The sequence below is a fragment of the Streptomyces sp. NBC_00076 genome, assembly GCF_045041235.1.
Taxonomy (GTDB): Bacteria; Actinomycetota; Actinomycetes; order Streptomycetales; family Streptomycetaceae; genus Streptomyces.
Genome location: NZ_CP108242.1, coordinates 7,734,407 through 7,754,669, shown reverse-complemented (window position 1 = coordinate 7,754,669; position 20,263 = coordinate 7,734,407). Strand labels below are relative to the sequence as shown.

The 20,263-nt window shown below is 71.3% G+C and carries 5 protein-coding genes; 3 read left to right on the top strand and 2 right to left on the bottom strand.

Annotated features, from left to right (window positions below; genetic code table 11):
* Nucleotides 1-100 precede the first annotated feature (100 nt).
* Complete coding sequence (locus OHA64_RS35180) at nt 101-15,214, bottom strand: type I polyketide synthase (protein WP_405624244.1); 15,114 nt, start codon at nt 15,212-15,214, stop codon at nt 101-103.
* Nucleotides 15,215-15,611: 397 nt separating this feature from the next.
* Between OHA64_RS35180 and OHA64_RS35175 the strand changes: the two genes are divergently transcribed.
* Both OHA64_RS35175 and OHA64_RS35170 read left to right on the top strand, forming a co-directional pair.
* Nucleotides 15,612-16,532: an ABC transporter ATP-binding protein gene (locus tag OHA64_RS35175; protein ID WP_405620112.1), complete on the top strand. Its 921-nt coding sequence runs from the start codon at nt 15,612-15,614 to the stop codon at nt 16,530-16,532.
* Nucleotides 16,529-17,311: an ABC transporter permease gene (locus OHA64_RS35170; RefSeq protein ID WP_405620110.1), complete on the top strand. Its 783-nt coding sequence runs from the start codon at nt 16,529-16,531 to the stop codon at nt 17,309-17,311. Before OHA64_RS35175 ends, OHA64_RS35170 begins: the two co-directional genes overlap by 4 nt.
* A 77-nt stretch (nt 17,312-17,388) precedes the next feature.
* Here OHA64_RS35170 and OHA64_RS35165 read toward each other — a convergent pair whose 3' ends face one another.
* Nucleotides 17,389-19,017, bottom strand: coding sequence for a flavin monoamine oxidase family protein (locus OHA64_RS35165; protein WP_405620108.1), 1,629 nt, complete (start codon nt 19,015-19,017; stop codon nt 17,389-17,391).
* A 479-nt stretch (nt 19,018-19,496) separates the two neighbouring features.
* Here OHA64_RS35165 and OHA64_RS35160 point away from each other — a divergent pair, with 479 nt between their 5' ends.
* Nucleotides 19,497-20,228, top strand: a complete 732-nt coding sequence (locus OHA64_RS35160; protein WP_405620106.1) for a hypothetical protein — start codon at nt 19,497-19,499, stop codon at nt 20,226-20,228.
* Nucleotides 20,229-20,263: the final 35 nt, after the last annotated feature.

Sequence of the window (20,263 nt, the reverse complement as noted above, 5' to 3'; positions counted from 1 at the left end):
GACCCGGACCTTGACACCTATTTTCGTGAGGAGAGAGCAGGGCGAACAACCCCTACCCTCCCCCTAGGTACCCCTATTAATTCCAGATAAATTCCAGTCATTAAACGCCGAGTTCATTGTCGATGAAGTCGAACATATCGTCGTCATCGGCTTCTTCCAGTTTCACCGCGATGGATGCCGCGGCGAGCTCGCCCTCGCCGTCCAGCCGGAGGAGGAGCGCCCGCAGCCGGCCCCGTACGGCCGTACGGTGATCGTCACCCAACGCCCCCGCCGCCAAGGCCGCTTCTAGGCCGTCCAGCTCCGCGACCACGCCACCGGGCCGCGGTCCGGCGGCCGTCACCACCCCTGCTTCCGATTCGCCACCGCCCCGGGGGAGGTTTTCGTCGAGATAGTCGGCGAGTGCCGCAGGGGACGGATAGTCGAATATGAGAGTAGCCGGGAGGCGCATTCCGGAGAGGGAATTCATCCGGTTCCTCAGTTCCACGGCGGTGAGCGAGTCGAAGCCGAGTTCCAGGAATCCCCGGGTGGCGCCGACCGCCACGATTCCGGAATGCCCGAGTACTGCGGCGACATTCTCGCGGACTTCTTCCAGCAGTGCCCGCCTGCGTTCCTCCGCGTCGAGCCCGGCGACCTTCCTGACGAGGACGGGAACGCCGCTCTCACCGGCCGTCGTCGCCGCGTCCCCGTGCCGTACGGCGGCCCGCCGTACGGGCACCCGCACCAGGTCCGCGAACACGGGCTGGAGTCCGCCCGTTCCGGCCGCGGCGCGCAGGGACGCCGCGGCCAGGCGCATGGGGACGAGGACGGCGGGGGTGTCCCCGGACGGCGGCAGGGTCATGACCGCGTCCAGCAGGGCGAGCCCTTCCTCGGAGGTGAGCGCGGCCACCCCGCCGCGCTCCATGCGGCTCAGGTCCCCGCCACTCAACTTCCCCGTCATCTCGCTGCTCTGCGCCCACAGGCCCCAGGCCAGGGACACCGCCGGCAGGCCCCGCGCACGGCGGTGCGCGGCGAGGGCGTCCAGGAAGGCGTTGGCCGCCGCGTAGTTGCCCTGCCCCGGGCTGCCGAGGACGCCGGCCGCCGAGGAGAAGAGGACGAACGCGGACAGGTCACGGTCGGCCGTCAGTTCGTGCAGATGGAGCGCCGCGCGTGCCTTCGGCTGCCATACGGTGTCCAGGCGCTCGGGGGTCAGCGAGGTGACCACGCCGTCGTCGAGGACACCGGCAACATGGACGACCGCCGACAGGTCGCCGACACCGTCGAGCAGGCCGGCCAGCGCGGCGCGATCGGCCACGTCACAGGCGGCGACCGTCACGCGCGCACCGCGCTCCACCAGCTCCGCGCGGACATCGTCGGCGCCCGGGGCGTCCTCACCCCTGCGCGACACGAGCAGTAGATCGCGTACGCCGTGCCGCTCGACCAGATGCCGCACCACCAGTCGGCCGAGCCCGCCGAATGCGCCGGTCACCAGGACGGTGCCCGCACCCCATGCTCCGGCACCGGCGGAATCCGGTGCGCTGCCGTCCGCACCACCCACCAGGTCCGGCGCACCGCTTTCCGACGTCGATACGCCGACCCGTGCCAGCCTGGGCACCCGTACGACTCCGCCGCGCACGGCCGCCTCCGGTTCACCGGACGCCAGCGCCACCGCCACCGGTGGCTCCATCGCCGCCCCTGGCTCCTCGACGTCGAGGAGGACGAAGCGGCCCGGATGCTCGGCCTGCGCCGACCGCACCAGACCCCAGACCGCCGCGGCCGCCGGATCGGGCACCGTGGTCCCGGCCGCCACCGCGCCCGACGTCACGACCGCGAGCCGGGCGGAGCCGAACCGCTCGTCCGCCAGCCACGCCTGGACGACCCGCAGCACCTCACCGATCCCGGGGGCGCCCTCGTCCGGCGCCCACAGCACCGTCCCGGGCACTTCGGCCCCCTCCGCCACGGCCGCGGCCAGCGACGCGAGATCGGGGTAGTGCTCCGCACCGGCCGCAACGACGGAACCGGGCACGGCAGCCCCCGCCCCTACGACCGCCAGGTCGCCCCGGGCCCAGCCTCGCGTCGACGCCTGGGCCACACCCTCAGCCGGCTCCCGCCACTCCACCTGGAACAGCGAGTCACCGACCGAGCCGCCGCCCAGCTGCTCCGCCGACACCGGCCGGGACACCAGCGACTCCACGGACGCGATCGGTCGCCCGGCCCTGTCGGCCAGGCTCAGCGACACGGCATCCGCCCCGGCGGCGACCATCCGCACCCTGACCTCCGCGGCACCCACGGCGTGCAGCGCGATCCCGGACCACGAGAACGGCAGCCCCAGCCCCGCCCCGTCACCGTCCCCACGGCCCGGCAGCAGGACCGTCGTGTGCAGGGCCGCGTCCAGGACGGCCGGGTGCAGACCGAAGGCGCCGGCCTCCTCCCGGAACTCCTCGGGCAGTACGACCTCGGCGAACAGCTCCTCACCGCGCCGCCACGCCGACCGCAGCCCCTGGAAGACCGGCCCGTAGCCGTACCCCGTCTCCGCCAGCCGCTCGTACAGCGCCGCGCCCTCGACGACCGGTTCCGCCCCGGCCGGCGGCCATTCGGCCTGTGCCCAAGACACCACCGGCTCGGCGCCCGCGGCGGCCAGGAAACCCGTCGCATGACGCGTCCACGCCCCCCCGATCGCCTTCTCGTCCCGCGAGTGAATACTCACCGCGTGCCGCCCGGTCTCGTCCCGGGCCCCGACGGTGACCTGCACCCGCACCCCGCCCTGGTCCGGCAGTACCAGCGGAGCCTGCAACGTCAGCTCCTCCACCAGCCCACACCCGACCTCGTCCCCGGCCCGCACCGCGAGCTCGACGAACGCCGTCCCCGGCAGCACGACCCGCCCGGCCACCGCGTGATCCGCCAGCCACGGGTGCGTCTGCACCGACAGCCGCCCCGTGAACAGGAACCCGTCCGCGTCGGCCAACGCGACAGCGGCCCCCAGCAGCGGGTGCCCGGCGGCCTCCAGACCGGTCGCGGTCACGTCGCCTGCGACGGCCAGGGCGGGGCGGGGCCAGAAGCGGTCGCGTTGGAAGGGGTAGGTGGGCAGATCGATGCGGCGGCGGGCCTCGGTGGGGGCGAGGAGCGGGGTCCAGTCGACGGTCGCGCCTCGGACGTGGGCCTGGGCCAGGGCGGCCAGGAAAGCGTCCGGTTCCGGACGGTCCTTGCGCAGCGAGGCGATCAGACCCGCCTGGGCTTCGGGGGTGGTGAGGGTGTCGTGAGCCATCGCAGTCAGCACCGCGTCCGGACCCAGCTCGACGACGGTCGTGACGTTCTCTCCCACCAATGTGGTCAGACCGTCGTGGAAGCGGACCGCCTCACGGACGTGCCGCACCCAGTACCCCGGGTCCTGAAGCTCCTCCGCCGTGGCCATACGACCCGTCAGATTCGACACGACCGACAGACTCGGCGCCTCGTAGGCGAGCCCCTCGGCCACCTGCCGGAAGTCATCCAGCATCGGCTCCATCAACGGCGAGTGGAACGCGTGCGAGACCCGCAGCCACCGCGTCTTACGACCCTCAGACGCGAAGGTTTCCGCGAGAGCCTCCAGGGCGGCACGGTCACCGGACAGGACCACCTGCGACGGCCCGTTCACCGCCGCCACACCCACCGCACCTTCCAGCAAAGGCGCTACATCCTCCTCGGCAGCCTGCACCGCGAGCATGGCGCCACCCTCAGGCAACGCCTGCATCAACCGGCCCCGGGCCGCCACCAGCCGCACCGCATCCTGAAGCGACCACAACCCCGCCACATAAGCCGCCACCAGCTCACCCACCGAGTGCCCACCAAGAACCTCCGGCCGCAACCCGAACGACTCCGCAAGCCGAAACAGCGCCACCTCGACCGCGAACAACGCCGGCTGCGCGTACCCGGTCTGCTCCAACGCCTCAGCCTCAGAGCCGAACAACACCTCGGCCAACGGCCGCTCCAGCAACGGATCGAAGTGCGCACACACCTCATCCAGCGCATCCGCGAAAACGGGAAACGTCTGGTACAGCTCCCGCCCCATGCCCGGCCGCTGACTGCCCTGCCCGGTGAACAACACCCCGAGCCGACCCTCGACCACCGACCCGGAGATCACCGGACCGCCCAGCAGGTCCTCGCGACCGCGCCCGAGAATTACGGCCCGGTGCTCCAGCACCGCCCGCCCGGACAACAACGACCACCCCACGTCACCGACATCGAGGTCGTCACGCGAGCCGACGTAAACCCGCAGCCGCTCCACCTGAGCCGACAACGCCTGCGCATCACGCGCGGACACCACCCACGGCACCACGCCCGTCGGAGCGGGCGCCGAAGCAGGCTCCTCCACGGCCGGCGCCTGCTCCAGAACCACATGCGCGTTCGTCCCGCTCACACCGAACGACGACACACCAGCCCGACGCGGCACGTCCGCCCGCTCAGACCACTCCCGAGCCTCCGTCAGCAGCTCAACCGCACCCGCCGACCAGTCCACATGCGAACTCGGCGCATCCACATGCAGCGTCCGCGGCAACACACCCTGCCGCATCGCCATCACCATCTTGATCACACCGGCCACACCCGCGGCAGCCTGCGTATGCCCGATGTTCGACTTCACCGACCCCAGCCACAACGGCCGATCCTCCGACCGACCCCGCCCGTACGTGGCCAGCAACGCCTGCGCCTCGATCGGGTCACCCAACGTCGTACCAGTCCCGTGTCCTTCCACCACGTCGACCTGCTCGGGTGCGAGCCGGGCGTTGGCGAGCGCAGCCCGGATCACCCGCTGCTGCGACGGCCCATTGGGAGCCGTCAGACCATTGCTCGCCCCGTCCTGATTGACGGCCGAACCCCGCACCACCGCCAGGACCGTGTGGCCCTTCTTCCGCGCATCCGAGAGCCGCTCCAAAAGCAGCAGACCGACACCCTCACCCCACCCCGTGCCGTCCGCAGCCTCCGCGAACGCCTTGCACCGCCCGTCCACCGCCAGCCCCCGCTGACGACTGAACTCCACGAACGTCTCCGGGGACGACATCACCGTCACCCCACCGGCAACCGCGAGTTCACACTCGCCCTGCCGCAACGCCTGCGCCGCCAGATGCAACGCGACCAGCGACGACGAGCACGCCGTGTCCACCGTCACCGCCGGCCCCTCGAAACCGAACACGTACGACAGCCGCCCGGACACGACACTCGCCGCGTTGCCGGTACCGGAGTAGCCCTCGCCACGGTCGGCGGCGTTGCGCAGTACGTCCTCGTAATCCTGGCCGTTGGTCCCGGAGAAGACGCCGGTGCGGCTGCCGCGCAACGTTGTGGGGTCGATGCCGGCCCGCTCGAACAGCTCCCAGCCCGTCTCCAGCAGCAACCTCTGCTGCGGATCCATCGCCAGCGCCTCACGCGGCGAGATCCCGAAGAACCCGGCGTCGAACTCGTCGGCGTCGTAGAGGAATGCGCCCTGCCGAACATAGCTGGTGCCGGGGTGGTCGGGGTCCGGATGGTAGAGCGTGTCGACGTTCCAGCCCCGGTCCTCGGGCATGTCGCCGATCGCGTCCCAGCCCTCGCTCAGGAGCCGCCACAAGTCGTCCGGGGAGCGCACGTCGCCCGGGAACCGGCAGCTCATCGACACGATCGCGATCGGGTCGTCGTCGGCCGCGGGCGAGCCGTGCGAAGCGGCGGACGGGTCGTCGTCGTGCTGGGTACCGAGCAACTCGTCGCGCAGGTGGTCTGCGAGCGCGGCCGGTGTCGGGTGGTCGAAGACGAGGGTGGCGGGCAGGCGCAGCCCGGTGGCTGCCTCGAGGAGGTTGCGCAGCTCGACCGCGGTGAGCGAGTCGAAGCCGAGGTCCTTGAAGGGCCGGGTGACGTCCAGGGTCCTGGACTGCGGATAGCCCAGCGCCGTGGCCGTGCGGGTGCGCACGAGGGTGAGGAGTTCCCTTGCGCGCTCCGCCGCCGGAAGGGCCGCCAGGCGGTCGGCGAAGGACGACGGGGAGGTGGCCGCGTCCGTGCCGGTGCGTTCGGCGGCGGGGCGGCGGGCCTCGGGAAGTTCGTCGAACAGGTGGCACGGCCGGGCCGTGCCGTAGCCCGGCGCGCAGCGCTCCCACTCCACGTCGGCGACCGTCACGGCCGGCGCGCCCACGGTCACGGCCCTCGCCATCGCGGCGACGGCCGGCTCGGGGGCCATCAGGGGCATACCGCTCTCCCGCGCCCTGCGCTCCACCACCCCGCCGTCCACGGCCATACCGCCCTCCGCCCACGGCCCCCAGGCCAGCGACACGGCGGGCAGACCGAGTGACTGCCGGTGGGCCGCGAAGGCGTCCAGGTACGCGTTCGCCGCCGAGTAGTTGCCCTGTCCCGCGACACCGAGCGAGCCCGCGACGGAGGAGAAGAGCACGAACGCCGACAGGTTCTCGTTCTCACGCGTCACCTCGTGCAGGTTCTGGGCCGCCTGCACCTTGGGCCGGAACACGGTGGCGAACCGCTCGGCCGTCATTCCGTCCAGTACGCCGTCGTCGAGAACACCGGCCGTGTGATACACACCGGTGAGCGGGACGTCCGCGGGGATCGCCGCCAAAAGTTCGGCCAGTGCCTCCCGATCGGCCACATCACAGGCCGCCACAGTGACGCGGGCACCCAACTCCTCCAACTCCGCGGTGAGTTCCCCAGCACCGGGCGCCTCCGGACCCCGACGGCTCGTCAGTACGACGTGCTCGGCACCCTCACGCACCAGCCACCGCGCGACATGCGCTCCCAGAGCACCCGTACCACCCGTCACCAGCACACTGCCCCGCGGCGACCACACCTCATCACCCGACACGGCACCGAGCGGCGCACGCACCAGACGCCGCACGAACACCCCCGACCCACGCACCGCCACCTGATCCTCACCGGCCGCCGCGCCGAGCACGTCCGCCAGCCGCTTTCGGGCACGCTCGTCCGGCTCGGCCGGCAGATCGACGAGGCCGCCCCACAGCCGGGGCTGCTCCAGAGCCGCCACCCGACCCATGCCCCACACGGCAGCCTGCGACGGCGCGGTCAGCCGATCCGAGCGGCCCGTGGACACCGCACCGCTCGTGGCGACCCACAAGGGAACCTCGACATCGACGTCCACCAGCGCCTGGACGAGAGCGAGCACGCCTTCCAGACCGACCGCCACGGCCGGATGCGCGGCACTCGCGAAGTCGTCGAGGGCGAGCAGCGCCAGCACGCCCCGAGGGCTCGCCTCACCGCCCCCCTCCCTGATCAGCTCCCGTACGCGCCGAGCCAGCGCCCCCCGCTCCAGCTCCTCGCCGGCGACCGGTATCCGGCGCACCCGAGCGCCCCGTTCCTCAAGCGCGGCGACCGCCGCCGCGGCCCACGGGTGACGCTCCCCGTCCTCCGATACGACCACCCACCACGTGCCCGTGAACGCCGCCGGAGCGAGCTCCGTCCACGGCTTCCACGACTCCTGGTACAGCCACCGCTCGACGGCCGCATCCTGCCGCCGCTGCCGACGCCAGGAGGACAGCACCGGCACGAGCTCGTCCAGCGCCGTGTCACTCCCCTCCGCGCCCAACTCGGCCGCCAGGCCCGCCAGATCCCCTTCCTCGACCGCCTTCCAGAACCGCGCCTCCCCTTCGTCGGCCGAGGTGAGCGACACCGGGGCCGAGGGAGTGTCCTCCAGCCAGTAGCGGTGGTGCTGGAAGGGGTAGGTGGGGAGGTCGACTCGGCGCCGGGTGTCGGTGGGCGTGAAGAGGGGCGCCCAGTCGACGGTCGAACCTCGCACGAACGCCTGCGCCAGAGCCCTGAGGAAGGTGTCGGCCTCGGGACGGTCCTTGCGCAGGGCGGCGATCAGACCCGCCTGGGCTTCGGGGGTGGTGAGGGTGTCGTGGGCCATCGCGGTCAGCACCGCGTCCGGGCCCAGCTCGACGACGGTCGTGACACCGTCGGCCGCCAGGGTGGTCAGACCGTCGTGAAAGCGGACCGCCTCACGGACGTGCCGCACCCAGTACCCCGGGTCCTGAAGCTCCTCCGCCGTGGCCATACGACCCGTCAGATTCGACACGACCGGCAGACTCGGCGCCTCGTAGGCGAGCCCCTCGGCCACCTGCCGGAAGTCATCCAGCATCGGCTCCATCAACGGCGAGTGGAACGCATGCGAGACCCGCAGCCACCGCGTCTTACGACCCTCAGCCTTGAAGGTTTCCGCGAGAGCCTCCAGGGCGGCACGGTCACCGGACAGGACCACCTGCGACGGCCCGTTCACCGCCGCCACACCCACCGCACCTTCCAGCAAAGGCGCTACATCCTCCTCAGCAGCCTGCACCGCGAGCATGGCGCCACCCTCAGGCAACGCCTGCATCAACCGGCCCCGGGCCGCCACCAGCCGCACCGCATCCTGAAGCGACCACAACCCCGCCACATAAGCCGCCACCAGCTCACCCACCGAGTGCCCACCAAGAACCTCCGGCCGCAACCCGAACGACTCCGCAAGCCGAAACAGCGCCACCTCGACCGCGAACAACGCCGGCTGCGCGTACCCGGTCTGCTCCAGTGCATCGGCGTCCTCGCCGAACAACACCTCGGCCAACGGCCGCTCCAGCAACAGATCGAAGTGCGCACACACCTCATCCAGCGCATCCGCGAACACCGGGAAAGCGTCGTACAACTCCCGCCCCATCCCCAGCCGCTGACTGCCCTGCCCGGTGAACAACACCCCGAGCCGACCCTCGACCACCGACCCGGAGATCACCGGACCGCCCAGCAGGTCCTCGCGACCGCGCCCGAGAATTACGGCCCGGTGCTCCAGCACCGCCCGCCCGGACAACAACGACCACCCCACGTCACCGACATCGAGGTCGTCACGCGAGCCGACGTAAACCCGCAGCCGCTCCACCTGAGCCGACAACGCCTGCGCATCACGCGCGGACACCACCCACGGCACGAAGTCCGTCGGCAGCGGGGCCGAGACAGCCTGCACGGGCGCCTCTTCCTCGGCCGGCGCCTGCTCGACGATCACATGCGCGTTCGTCCCGCTCACACCGAACGACGACACACCCGCCCGACGCGGCACGTCCGCCCGCTCAGACCACTCCCGAGCCTCGGCCAGCAGCTCAACCGCACCAGCCGACCAGTCCACATGCGAACTCGGCGCATCCACATGCAGCGTCCGCGGCAACACACCCTGCCGCATCGCCATCACCATCTTGATCACACCGGCCACACCCGCGGCAGCCTGCGTATGCCCGATGTTCGACTTCACCGACCCCAGCCACAACGGCCGATCCTCCGACCGCTCCCGCCCATAGGTCGCAATGAGCGCCTGCGCCTCGATCGGGTCACCCAACGTCGTACCAGTCCCGTGCGCCTCCACCACGTCCACATCACCCGACGCCAGCCCCGCGTTCGCCAGCGCAGCCCGGATCACCCGCTGCTGGGAGGGGCCGTTGGGCGCTGTGAGGCCGTTGCTGGCGCCGTCCTGGTTCACGGCCGAGCCGCGGACGACCGCCAGCACCGGATGCCCATGGCGCCGGGCGTCGGAGAGCCGCTCCAGGAGCAACAGGCCGACACCCTCACCCCACCCCGTGCCGTCCGCAGCCTCCGCGAACGCCTTGCACCGCCCGTCCACCGCCAGCCCCCGCTGACGACTGAACTCCACGAACGTCTCCGGGGACGACATCACCGTCACCCCACCGGCAACCGCGAGTTCACACTCTCCCTGCCGCAACGCCTGCGCCGCCAGATGCAACGCGACCAGCGACGACGAGCACGCCGTGTCCACCGTCACCGCCGGCCCCTCCAGCCCGAACGCATACGACAGCCGCCCGGACATCACGCTGACCGCGTTGCCGGTCAGTACGTGGCCCTCGATGTCCTGCGGGACGGAGTTCAGGCGGGAGACGTAGTCCTCCCCGTTGGAGCCGACGAAGACTCCGCCACGGCTGCCGCGCAGGCTCAGGGGGGCGATGCCGGCCCGCTCGAACAGCTCCCAGCCCGTCTCCAGCAGCAACCTCTGCTGCGGATCCATCGCCAGCGCCTCACGCGGCGAGATCCCGAAGAAGTCCGCGTCGAAGTCGCCCGCGTCGTAGAGGAAGCCGCCCTCGCGGACGTACGTCGTGCCGGGGTGGTCGGGGTCCGGGTGGTACAGGGTGTCGATGTTCCAGCCCCGGTCGGCCGGGAGGTCGCCCATGGCGTCCCGGCCCTCGGCGACCAGGCGCCACAGGTCCTCGGGCGACCGTACGTCACCGGGGAACCGGCAGCTCATCGCCACGATGGCGATCGCGTCGGAGTCGCCGGGACCGCTCGTTCCGGGCATGTCCGAGACGTCCCGGACGGCCAGGCTGCCGCGCGTCTGACCGGTCCCGGCCCGCTCTCCGAAGGCCTCTCGTTCCAAGTGGTCGGCGAGCGCGACGGAGTTCGGGTAGTCGAAGACGAGCGAGGCGGGCAGTCGCAGCCCCGTCGTGGCCTGGACACGGTTGCGCAGCTCCACCGCCGTCAGGGAGTCGAAACCCAATTCACGAAAGGCGCGCTCCGGTTCGACGCGCTCGGGTGAGGCGTGGCCGAGTACGGCCGCGGCGTGCGAGCGGACGAACGCGAGCAGGGCGGTGCGGCGCTCGGCCGGGTCCAGCGCCGCCAGCCGGCCGGCCCAGTCGGAGCCGGGGGCCGGGTGTTCCGGGCGGCCCCGCTGGTCGTCGCGGGCGGCCTCGGTCTGCCGGCGCACTTCGGGCAGCTCGGAGAAGAGGGCGCTGGGACGCGCCGCGACGAATCCGGGCAGGAACGTGTCCCAGTCGACGGCCGCCACGACCTCCGTGGCCGCTCCCGAGGCCACCGCTCTCCACATCGCGGACACCGCGAGTTCGGGGTCCATCGGCGGCATGCCGTCGCGCCGGGCACGATCGGCGCGTACGGCGGTGTCGGCCAGACCGCCGCCGTCCCAGGTTCCCCAGGCGATGGAGGTGGCGGGCAGGCCGTCGGCGCGACGCTGTTCGGCCAGCGCGTCGAGGTAGGTGTTGGCCGCGGCGTAGTTCGCCTGTCCCGCGCTGCCGAAGGCACCGGAGGCCGAGGAGAACAGGACGAACGCGTCGAGGTCCAGCTCGCGTGTCAGCTCGTGCAGTATGGCCGCCGCCTGGGCCTTGGGCCGCAGTACGGCATCCAGCCGCTCGGGCGTGAGCGCGTCGACGATGCCGTCGTCCAGAATGCCCGCGGTGTGCACGACAGCCGTCAGCGCGGCCGGGCCGCCGGCGTCACCGCCGCTCTTCTCACCGACTCCAAGAGACTCGAGCAGCCCGGCAACCGCCCCCCGGTCGGCCAGATCGCAGGCCACGACACTGACCCGCGTCCCCAGCCCCTCCAGCTCGGCCCGGAGTTCATCCGCTCCAGGCGCCTCTGCGCCCCGACGGCTCACCAGGACCAGATGCTCGGCCCCCTCACGCGCCAGCCGCCGGGCCACATGCCCACCCAGCGCCCCCGTACCTCCGGTCACGAGCACGGTCCCGCGCGGCGACCACCCCGTCGCGCCACCGTCCACGGGCAGGGCGCCACCCGATGCCGTATCCCGCACCAACCTCCGGACGTAAACCCCGGAGCCACGAACCGCGAGCTGATCCTCATCGCCCGCACCCGTGAGAACCCCGGCCAGCCGGGCCCCCGCACGCCCGTCAAAGGCCTCCGGCAGATCGATCAGCCCGCCCCACCGATCCGGTCGCTCCAGCGCCACCGCCCGGCCGATCCCCCACACCTGCGCCTGCACCGGCTCCCGCAGCCGATCACTGCGCCCCGTCGACACGGCACCGCACGACACCGCCCACAGCCGGGCTTCGATCCCGGCGTCGTCGAGCCCCTGGATCAACGCCAGGGTGCCGGCCAGCCCGGCGGACACCCTGTCCGGCGAAGCCCCGTCGAGGGCCAGCAGCGACACCACACCCGCGAACTCCGCCCCTGCTTCCTCCACCAACCCCCTCAGCCGTTCAGCCACCACCGCCCGCGTCAACTCACCACGGGTCAACCGCACTTCACACGTCTCGGATCTCGCGTCCCGCAGCGCCTCACCGACCCCGGCGGCCCAGCCATGACCGGCCACCGCCTCGGGCACCACGACCAGCCAGCGCCCCGGCGAGGCGACCGTCGGCAGCCCGCCGCTCAGCGGCTTCCAGGCCACCCGGTACCGCCAGCCGTCCACCACGGCCCGCTCCCGCCGCTGCCGCCGCCAAGCCGACAGTCCCGGCAACACGGCACCCAGCGAGCCCTCGTCGACCTCCCGGAGCGTCGAGGTGAGCTCCTCCAGATCCTCCCGCTCCACGGCTTCCCAGAACCGCGCCTCGACCTCGTCGACGCCGGTCCCGGCACCGGACCCGGCGCCCGCACCGGGTGACGGCTCCGAGAGCCAGTAACGCTCCCGCTGGAACGCGTACGTCGGCAGATCGACCGTCCGGGCCCCCGGGAACAGCGCCTCCCAGTCCAGCTCGGCGCCGCGCACGTGCGCCTCGGCGAGCGAGTTCACGAAGCGCTCCGGCCCGCCGTCACCACGCCGCAGCGTGCCCAGAGCGGCGGCACCGGCGTCGGTTTCGTCGATGGTGGCCTGCACCGGGACGGTAAGCACCGGGTGCGGGCTCATCTCCAGGAACAGGTCGTGTTCCTCGGCCAGCAGACCGCGCGTGGCCTCCTCGAACCGCACCGTGTGCCGCAGGTTGCGGTACCAGTAGTTCGCGTCCATCGGCTCGTCCAGCCACGCCCCGGTCAGCGTCGAGAACAGCGGCACATCGGGCGTCCTCGGCGCGATCGGTGCCAGCACCCGCGCGAGGTGCTCCTCAATCGTCTCCACCTGGGCGGAGTGCGAGGCGTAGTCGACCGGAATGGTGCGCGCCCGGATGTCCCGCTCCTCGCAGTGCGCGACCAGTTCCCGCAACGCCTCCGGCTCACCGGACACCACGACCTGCGCGGGCCCGTTCACGGCGGCGACCTCCACCCGGTCGCCCCACGTCGCCAGCAGCTCCCGCACGTCCGCGACCGGCAGCGGCACCGACACCATCCCGCCCCGGCCGGACAGTTCGACAATGGCCTGGCTGCGCAGGGCGACGACCCAGGCGGCGTCCTCGAGCGACAGCGCGCCCGCGACGCACGCGGCTGCGATCTCGCCCTGGCTGTGCCCGATCACGGCGGCGGGTTCCACGCCGGCCGCCCGCCACAGCGCCGCCAGGGACACCATCACGGAGAACAGCACCGGCTGGACCACGTCCACCCGATCGAAGTTCTCCCCGCCCAGCTCCTCGAACAAGTCCCACTCCACGAACGGGCCCAGCGCCTCGGCGCACTCCCGCATCCGGGCCGCGAACACCGGACTCGCATCCAGCAGCTCGGTCGCCATGCCCGCCCACTGCGACCCCTGCCCGGGGAACACGAAGACAGGTCGTACAGCATCGCCGACGGCCCACCCCGTCACCACCGAGCCCGCGACGGGCTCCCCCTCGGCCAGCCGCTCCAGTCCGGCCACCAGCTCGTCGCGTCCCCGGCCCAGCACCACGCCCCGATGCCCGAACCGCGACCGCGCGACCCCCAACGACCGGGCCACATCGGCCGGCTCGACATCGGCCTCGGCCCGCAGGCGGGCTCGCAGCCGCCCCGCCTGGTCCCGCAGGGCCTCCTGCGACTTCCCCGACAGCACCAGCGGCACCACACCGGGCACCACCGGTTCGGTGGTCACGTCACGCTCGTCCTGCTCCTCGGCCGGCGCCTGCTCCACGATCACGTGCGCGTTGGTCCCGCTCATGCCGAACGACGACACGCCGGCCCGGCGTGGCCGGTCATCCTCCGGCCACTCACGGGCCTCGGTCAGCAGCTCAACGGCCCCGGCCGACCAGTCCACGACCGAGCTCGGCGCGTCCACGTGCAACGTCTGCGGCAGCACCCCGTGCCGCATCGCCATCACCATCTTGATGACACCGGCGACACCGGCGGCGGCCTGCGTGTGCCCGATGTTCGACTTCAACGACCCCAGCCACAGCGGACGCCCCTCAGCCCGCTCCTTCCCATACGTCGCGATGAGAGCCTGCGCCTCGATCGGGTCGCCGAGCCTGGTCCCCGTGCCGTGCGCCTCCACCGCGTCCACGTCACCCGGCGTCAGCCCGGCGTCAGCCAGAGCGGCTCGGACCACCCGGCGCTGCGACGGCCCGTTGGGAGCCGTCAGCCCATTGCTCGCCCCGTCCTGATTGACGGCCGAACCCCGCACCACCGCCAGCACCCGATGCCCGTTCCGCCGCGCGTCGGACAACCGCTCCAAAAGCAGCAGCCCGACACCCTCACCCCACCCGGTGCCGTCCGCAGCCGCGGCGAACGCCTTGCACCGCCCGTCCACCGCCAGCCCCCGCTGCCGGCTGAAGGCCAGGAAGGAGCCGGGAGAGGCCATCACCACGACGCCGCCGGCCAGGGCCAGGGAGCACTCACCCTGGCGCAGGGCCCGTACCGCCAGGTGCAGGGCGACCAGGGACGAGGAGCAGGCCGTGTCGACGGTCATGGCGGGGCCCTGCAGGCCCAGGGTGTAGGCGATGCGGCCGGAGGCGACACTGGCGGCGGTGCCGGTGACGAGGTAGCCCTCCAGACCGTCGGAGGCGTCGTTCAGCCGAGGGCCGTACTCCTGGGTCTCGGCGCCGACGAAGACGCCGGTGTCCGAGTCGCGCAGCGTGGCGGGGTCGATGCCCGCCCGTTCGAACGCCTCCCAGGCGCTCTCCAAGAGCAGTCGCTGCTGGGGTTCCATCGCCAGCGCCTCGCGTGGCGAGAGGCCGAAGAACGCGGCGTCGAACTCGTCGGCGTCGTGCAGGAATCCGCCCTGACGGACGTAGCTGGTGCCGGGGCGGTCGGGGTCTTCGTCGTAGAAGGCGTCGGTGTCCCAGCCGCGGTTCGCGGGGAAGTCGGTGACGGCGTCCACGCCGTCGGCGACCAGGCGCCAGAGGTCTTCGGGTGAGCGTACGTCGCCGGGGAAGCGGCAGCTCATAGCGACGATCGCGATCGGGTCGTCGTCGGCGGGGCGAGCGGCCGTGAGGCCCTGGGCGTCGTCGGTGTCGTCGAGGAGGAGGGCGCGGAGGTGGCGGGCGAGGGTGCCGGTGCTGGGGTGGTCGAAGACGACGGTGACGGGCAGGGCGAGACCGGTGGCCCGCTGGAGCCGGCCATGCAGGTCCACGGCGGTCAGCGAGTCGAGTCCGAGGTCGAGGAAGGGGCGGGTCGCGTCGCCGGTCATGCGGTCGCCGAGGACGGCGGTGACCTGTTCGGCCACAATGGCGCGGAGGATGCGTTCCTGCTGGGCCACGGAGCGTCCGCCGAGCCGCCCTGCGAGTTCCGCCCGCACGTGTGCGGCGCTGCCGTCCGTGGTGGCGTCGCCGTCCCCGGAACGGTCTGCGAATTCCTCGAAGTCGCTCATTGCTTCACTCCGTAGCACGGGACCGAATAACCTCTGAAAAAAGGCCGCACCTGCCCGCTTTCCGGGCAGGGCTCCCCAAAATGCCTACGCAGGCTAACAGCCGGAATCACCGGGGGCGCACCCCTATGAACCCCCTATGCCCGCCCACAGACAGGGGTTCTGCCGTTCTCGGATCGCCTTTAAAGTTATGAGAGTGGATAAGACTATCCGGGTTGCAGAGCTGGTAAAACAGTATTCGCCGAATTCGCGGCGCGTGGTGGACGGTCTCAGTTTCGATGTGCACCGGGGTGAGGTGTTCGGCCTGCTCGGGCCGAACGGCGCCGGAAAGAGCACCACCGTGGGCATGATGACCACCCGCGTTCTGCCGACCTCGGGTCGGATCGAGATCGACGGGGTGGATGTGGTGGCCCGGCCCCGCCAGGCCAAGCGGGTGCTCGCGGTCGTACCGCAGCGCAACAATCTGGACCGGTCGCTGTCGATCCGCCAGAACTTGGTGTTCCACGCCTGCTATCACGGGGTGCCGCGGGCGGAGCGCCGGCTGCGGGCCGACGAACTGCTGGAGCGGATGGGGCTGTCCGACTACCGGAAGGCGAAGGTCGACGACCTGTCGGGCGGTCAGGTGCAGCGGGTGATGATCGCCCGGGCGCTGATCCACCGGCCGAGCGTGCTGTTCCTGGACGAACCGGCCACCGGTCTGGATCCGCAGGCGCGGCTGTTCATGCACGAACGGGTCGCCGAACTCAGCGAGCAGGGCGTGACGGTGGTCCTCACCACGCACGACATGGACGAGGCGGCCAAGCTCTGTGACCGGATCGGCATCGTGGACCGGGGCAGCATGCTGGCCCTGGACACCCCGCGGGGTTTGGGCCGGCTGCTGCCCGAGCACGCGCCGCTGTCGCTGACCGTCGAGTCGCCGCAGGGCCCGGAGCAGGTGGTCAAGCTCCTGTCGGAACTGCCGGACGTGGGGCGGGTCGAGACCGAGGACGGCTCCGCCGCGCACGGTTCCCCGGGCCCGTACCGGTTCCGCGTCCACACCGAGTCCGACCCTGTGCGGGTGCTGCCGTCGGCGCTCGCGGTGCTGACCGGGCAGGACCACAGTGTGATCGACATCGGCATCGGAAGGGCGTCCCTGGAGGACGTCTTTCTCCATCTCACCGGAAAGAGCCTGCGATGAACTCTACGGGCGTACGGCAGGCCCAGACGTTCGGCGCCATCATGTGGCGCGATGTCTTCGTCACCCTGCGCGAGTTCCCCACGTTTGTCGGCCAGGCCGTCATCCAGCCGCTCTCCACGCTGTTCGTGTTCGGTGTGCTGCTGAGCAACGCCGGTTATGTGAAGGGCGACTACAGTTCCGTACTGCTCCCGGGAATTCTCGCCCTCAACGGATTCCTGGGCGGAATGCAGAATACGGCCCTGCCGCTCGTGGTCGACTTCTCGTACACGCGGGAGATCGAGGACCGGCTGCTGTCGCCGATCTCGCTGCGACTGGTGGCGGCGGAGAAGATGGTCTTCGGCGCCGCCTACGGCTTCGTCGCCTCGGCGATCATGACGCCGGTGGGGCTGGCGCTGCTCGGGCTGTCGTGGTCGGCCACCCAGATCGCGGGCGCGCTGATGATCGCCACGCTCGGCGCGCTGGCCGGATCGGCGATCGGGCTGGTGCTCGGCACGTCGGTGCCGAGCGACAAGGTGGACGTGATGTTCACGCTGGTGCTGATGCCGCTGCTGTTCACCGGCTCCACCCAGTTCCCGCTGAGCGCGCTGAACGAGGTGCGCTGGTTCCAGGTGATCTGCGGCGCCAATCCGCTGTCGTACGCCAGTGAGGGCATCCGCGCGGTCACGGCCGCGGACGGGGAGCACATGCCGCTGACGGTGTCGCTGCTGGTGCTGGTCGGCTCGATCGCGCTCTTCGGCACGCTGGGCATCCGCGGCTTCCTGCGCCGCGCGCAGAGCTGACGGTCCTGCCGGACACCACATGCCTCGGTCCCGGGAGGAGACTCCCGGGACCGAGGCATGTGGGGGGTGTGCGGGGTTCAGTCGTCGGGCAGGTCGACCGGCGCGAGGGCGTGGAAGAGGTCGCCGGGGCCGGGGTTGGACGGCCGGGTCACGCCCCGCAGGTGGTTCATGACGCCCCAGACGGCGTTGAGTCCGGTCGTCACCGCGCCCTCGGCGAATCCCGCGGTCCAGGAGACGTCGTCGCCGGCGAGGAACAGGCCCCGCTGGTGGCCGGGCAGCTCGTCCTGCATGAAGTGGGTGAACAGCCGCCGCTGGTAGCGGTAGTGGCCGGGCAGGTTCGCCTTGAAGGCGCCCATGAAGTGCGGTTCCGTCTCCCAGGTCACCGTGCGCGGGGGCGCGATGATGCGGGAGCGGATGTCGACCTCGGGGTAGATCTCGGACAGCACGTCCAGGACGCTCACCAGCCGCTCCTCGACGGTGAGGGGCGCCATCTTCAGCGAGTCGTCGTTCCAGGTGTACGACAGGCACATCACGCCCGGCCGGTCGGGGCCGTCGTCGAAAAGGTAGACGCCGCGCGGCATGCGGTCGGTGAGGGTCGTGCTCATCACCTCGCGGCCGGTCCGGGGGTCGCGTTCGCGCCAGAAGGGCCGGTCGACGAGGACGAAGAGCTTGGAGGAGCCCATGTAGTGACTGCGTTCCACGGCCGTCCACACCGGCTGCGGAAGCAGGGACGCGGCGCAGCGCACGTTGGTGACGAGCGTGCGTTTGTGGGGCGTGTAGACGACCGCCGGATAGACGGCGGCGGTGCCGTCCATGCCGTGCACGCGGATGCCGTCGGCGGTTCGCTCGATGCCGCGGACCCGGCCGCGCGAAGCGCCGTGGTTCAGGGACTCCAGGGAGGTGCCGGCGGGCCAGTGGGCGAGGTCGTCGGGCCGGTGGGCCCACAGGCCGAGCGGGAGTTGCTGGGAGCCGCCGACGATGAGGCGGTGATCGTCCTCGGCGCCGGTGTAGACGACTCGCAGGATCTCCAGGATGGAGTTGGGGTAGTCGGTGTCCCAGCCGCCCGCACCGAATCCGACCTGGCCGAAGATTTCCCGGTGCCGGAAGGACTGGAAGGTGGGGGCCTGGGCGAGGAAGCCGTGGAACGACTCGTTGTCCAAGTCGCGCACCAGCGGGTTCCAGATGGCTTTGATGGCGGCGGTGTCGCGGCGGCGGATCGCGTCGTTCATCGCGAAGAACTCGGCCTTCTCCTGGAGGGCCTTGTCCCATGCGGCCCCGACCTCCTGGTAGATGTCGGGGAGTTCCTCGGGGCAGCGGGCATAGTGCCGTTCGCCGCCCATGTGGATGACGGTGCTGCCGCTGGCGGAGGACAGCGGGTTGGGGAACGGGCGGGTTTCGAGGCCGACCAGCTCCAAGTAGTGGTTGAAGGCCGTGGCCGAGGACGGGAAGCGCATTGCGCCCAGGTCGGCGGTGGCGTCGGGGCGGCCGTCGAAGGCCGGTGAGCGCATACGGCCACCGATCGGTCCCGCCTCGTAGAGGACGGGCCGCATTCCCAGTCGCATCAGCTCGTAGGCGGTGACCAGACCCGATATTCCCGCGCCTATAACCGCGACTGGAACTCCCCGGTATTCATCGGGTATTCGCCCCAGACCGTCGGGGTGGGACAGCCAGTCGTCGTAGGGGAATGGAAAGTCCGGGCCCAGCATGGTGACGCAATCCGTCGCGGGGCGCAAAGTGCTGTTGAGGGCGACCAACGGGGTTCTCCTCTGCCCGAGTTGAGAGCCGGTCCGGCAGTAGGTCCCTCGATTGTGTCCGCACCCCAGGGTGCGGGGAAACCCCTGACCAACCCTTACGCCCGGGCACCAGCACGTACATGGACATGACCGAAACTCGTCGGTAGACCCGATCAGCGAGTGTGTACGATTCCGCGAACCCGAACCGTATACCTGTCCGAGGCAACGTTGACACTGAGACAGCCGGAAGATGCGCGGTACATGTTGCGGGGTGTACCGGCTACTTTAGTTGCGTCCTATCGGTTCCGAAGACTGTACGAAATCAAGGTGAAACCTGAGAAGATCGGATCCGCAGCCGCGACTTCCCCCGAAACAGGCACACACCCGGCCATCTGCTTGAAAATCGAACATCGCTCGGGCAACGTCAACCACTACTATTGACAGGAGATTCCATGCATTCAGGGGCGGACGGCCGGTGGTTCCCGGTGCACGACCCTCGCCCTGGCAGCGGGTCCGGGCAGGACGCCCGGGAACCGACGGCCGCCCTGGAGGTGCACCACTGGGCGCACGACGGAGCCGACGGGGTGCCGAGCGAGCAGCACACCTTCCGGATTCCGCACCGAGTGTGCGCCGCGGCCGTGTCCGAGGACGGGTCGGCGGCCGCCTTCCTGTCCGGCCTGCTCGAGGGGGACCGCCCGCCGGGCTCCGTGAAGGTCTACGGCGTGGACCCGGCCGAGGACCCGGAGGCGCGCGCGCGGCTGGTGGGCCTCGTGCCCGGCACGGCGCCGCCGCCGGAGACATCGGTCCACGACACCCTCGCGCAGGCCGGCGTCACACACGGCCTGGACGAGGAAACGGCGTACGACCGCGCGGGGCAGCTACTGGACGTGCTGGAGTTGCGGGCCGTCGAGCACGCCGCGACCGGCACCCTGCCGCCCGGCGAGGGCAGCCGGGTGGCGCTGGGCGAGGCCCTGGTGCGCCTGCCCCGGCTGCTGCTGCTGCGCGATGCCTTCGACGGCGTGGACGAGACGTCCGAAGCGATCATCTCCCGCACGCTGAAGTGTTTCTCCGCCTCGACCGGCACCGTGCTGTTCTCCACCGCCTCACCCGAGCTCGCGGACCGGCTGGCCGACCACGTCGTAACGGTACGAGACGGCGAGGTTGTCGCCTCCCACTCCGTGTGATGGTCCGGGACGGATACCACCGCCGCGACGGGTCC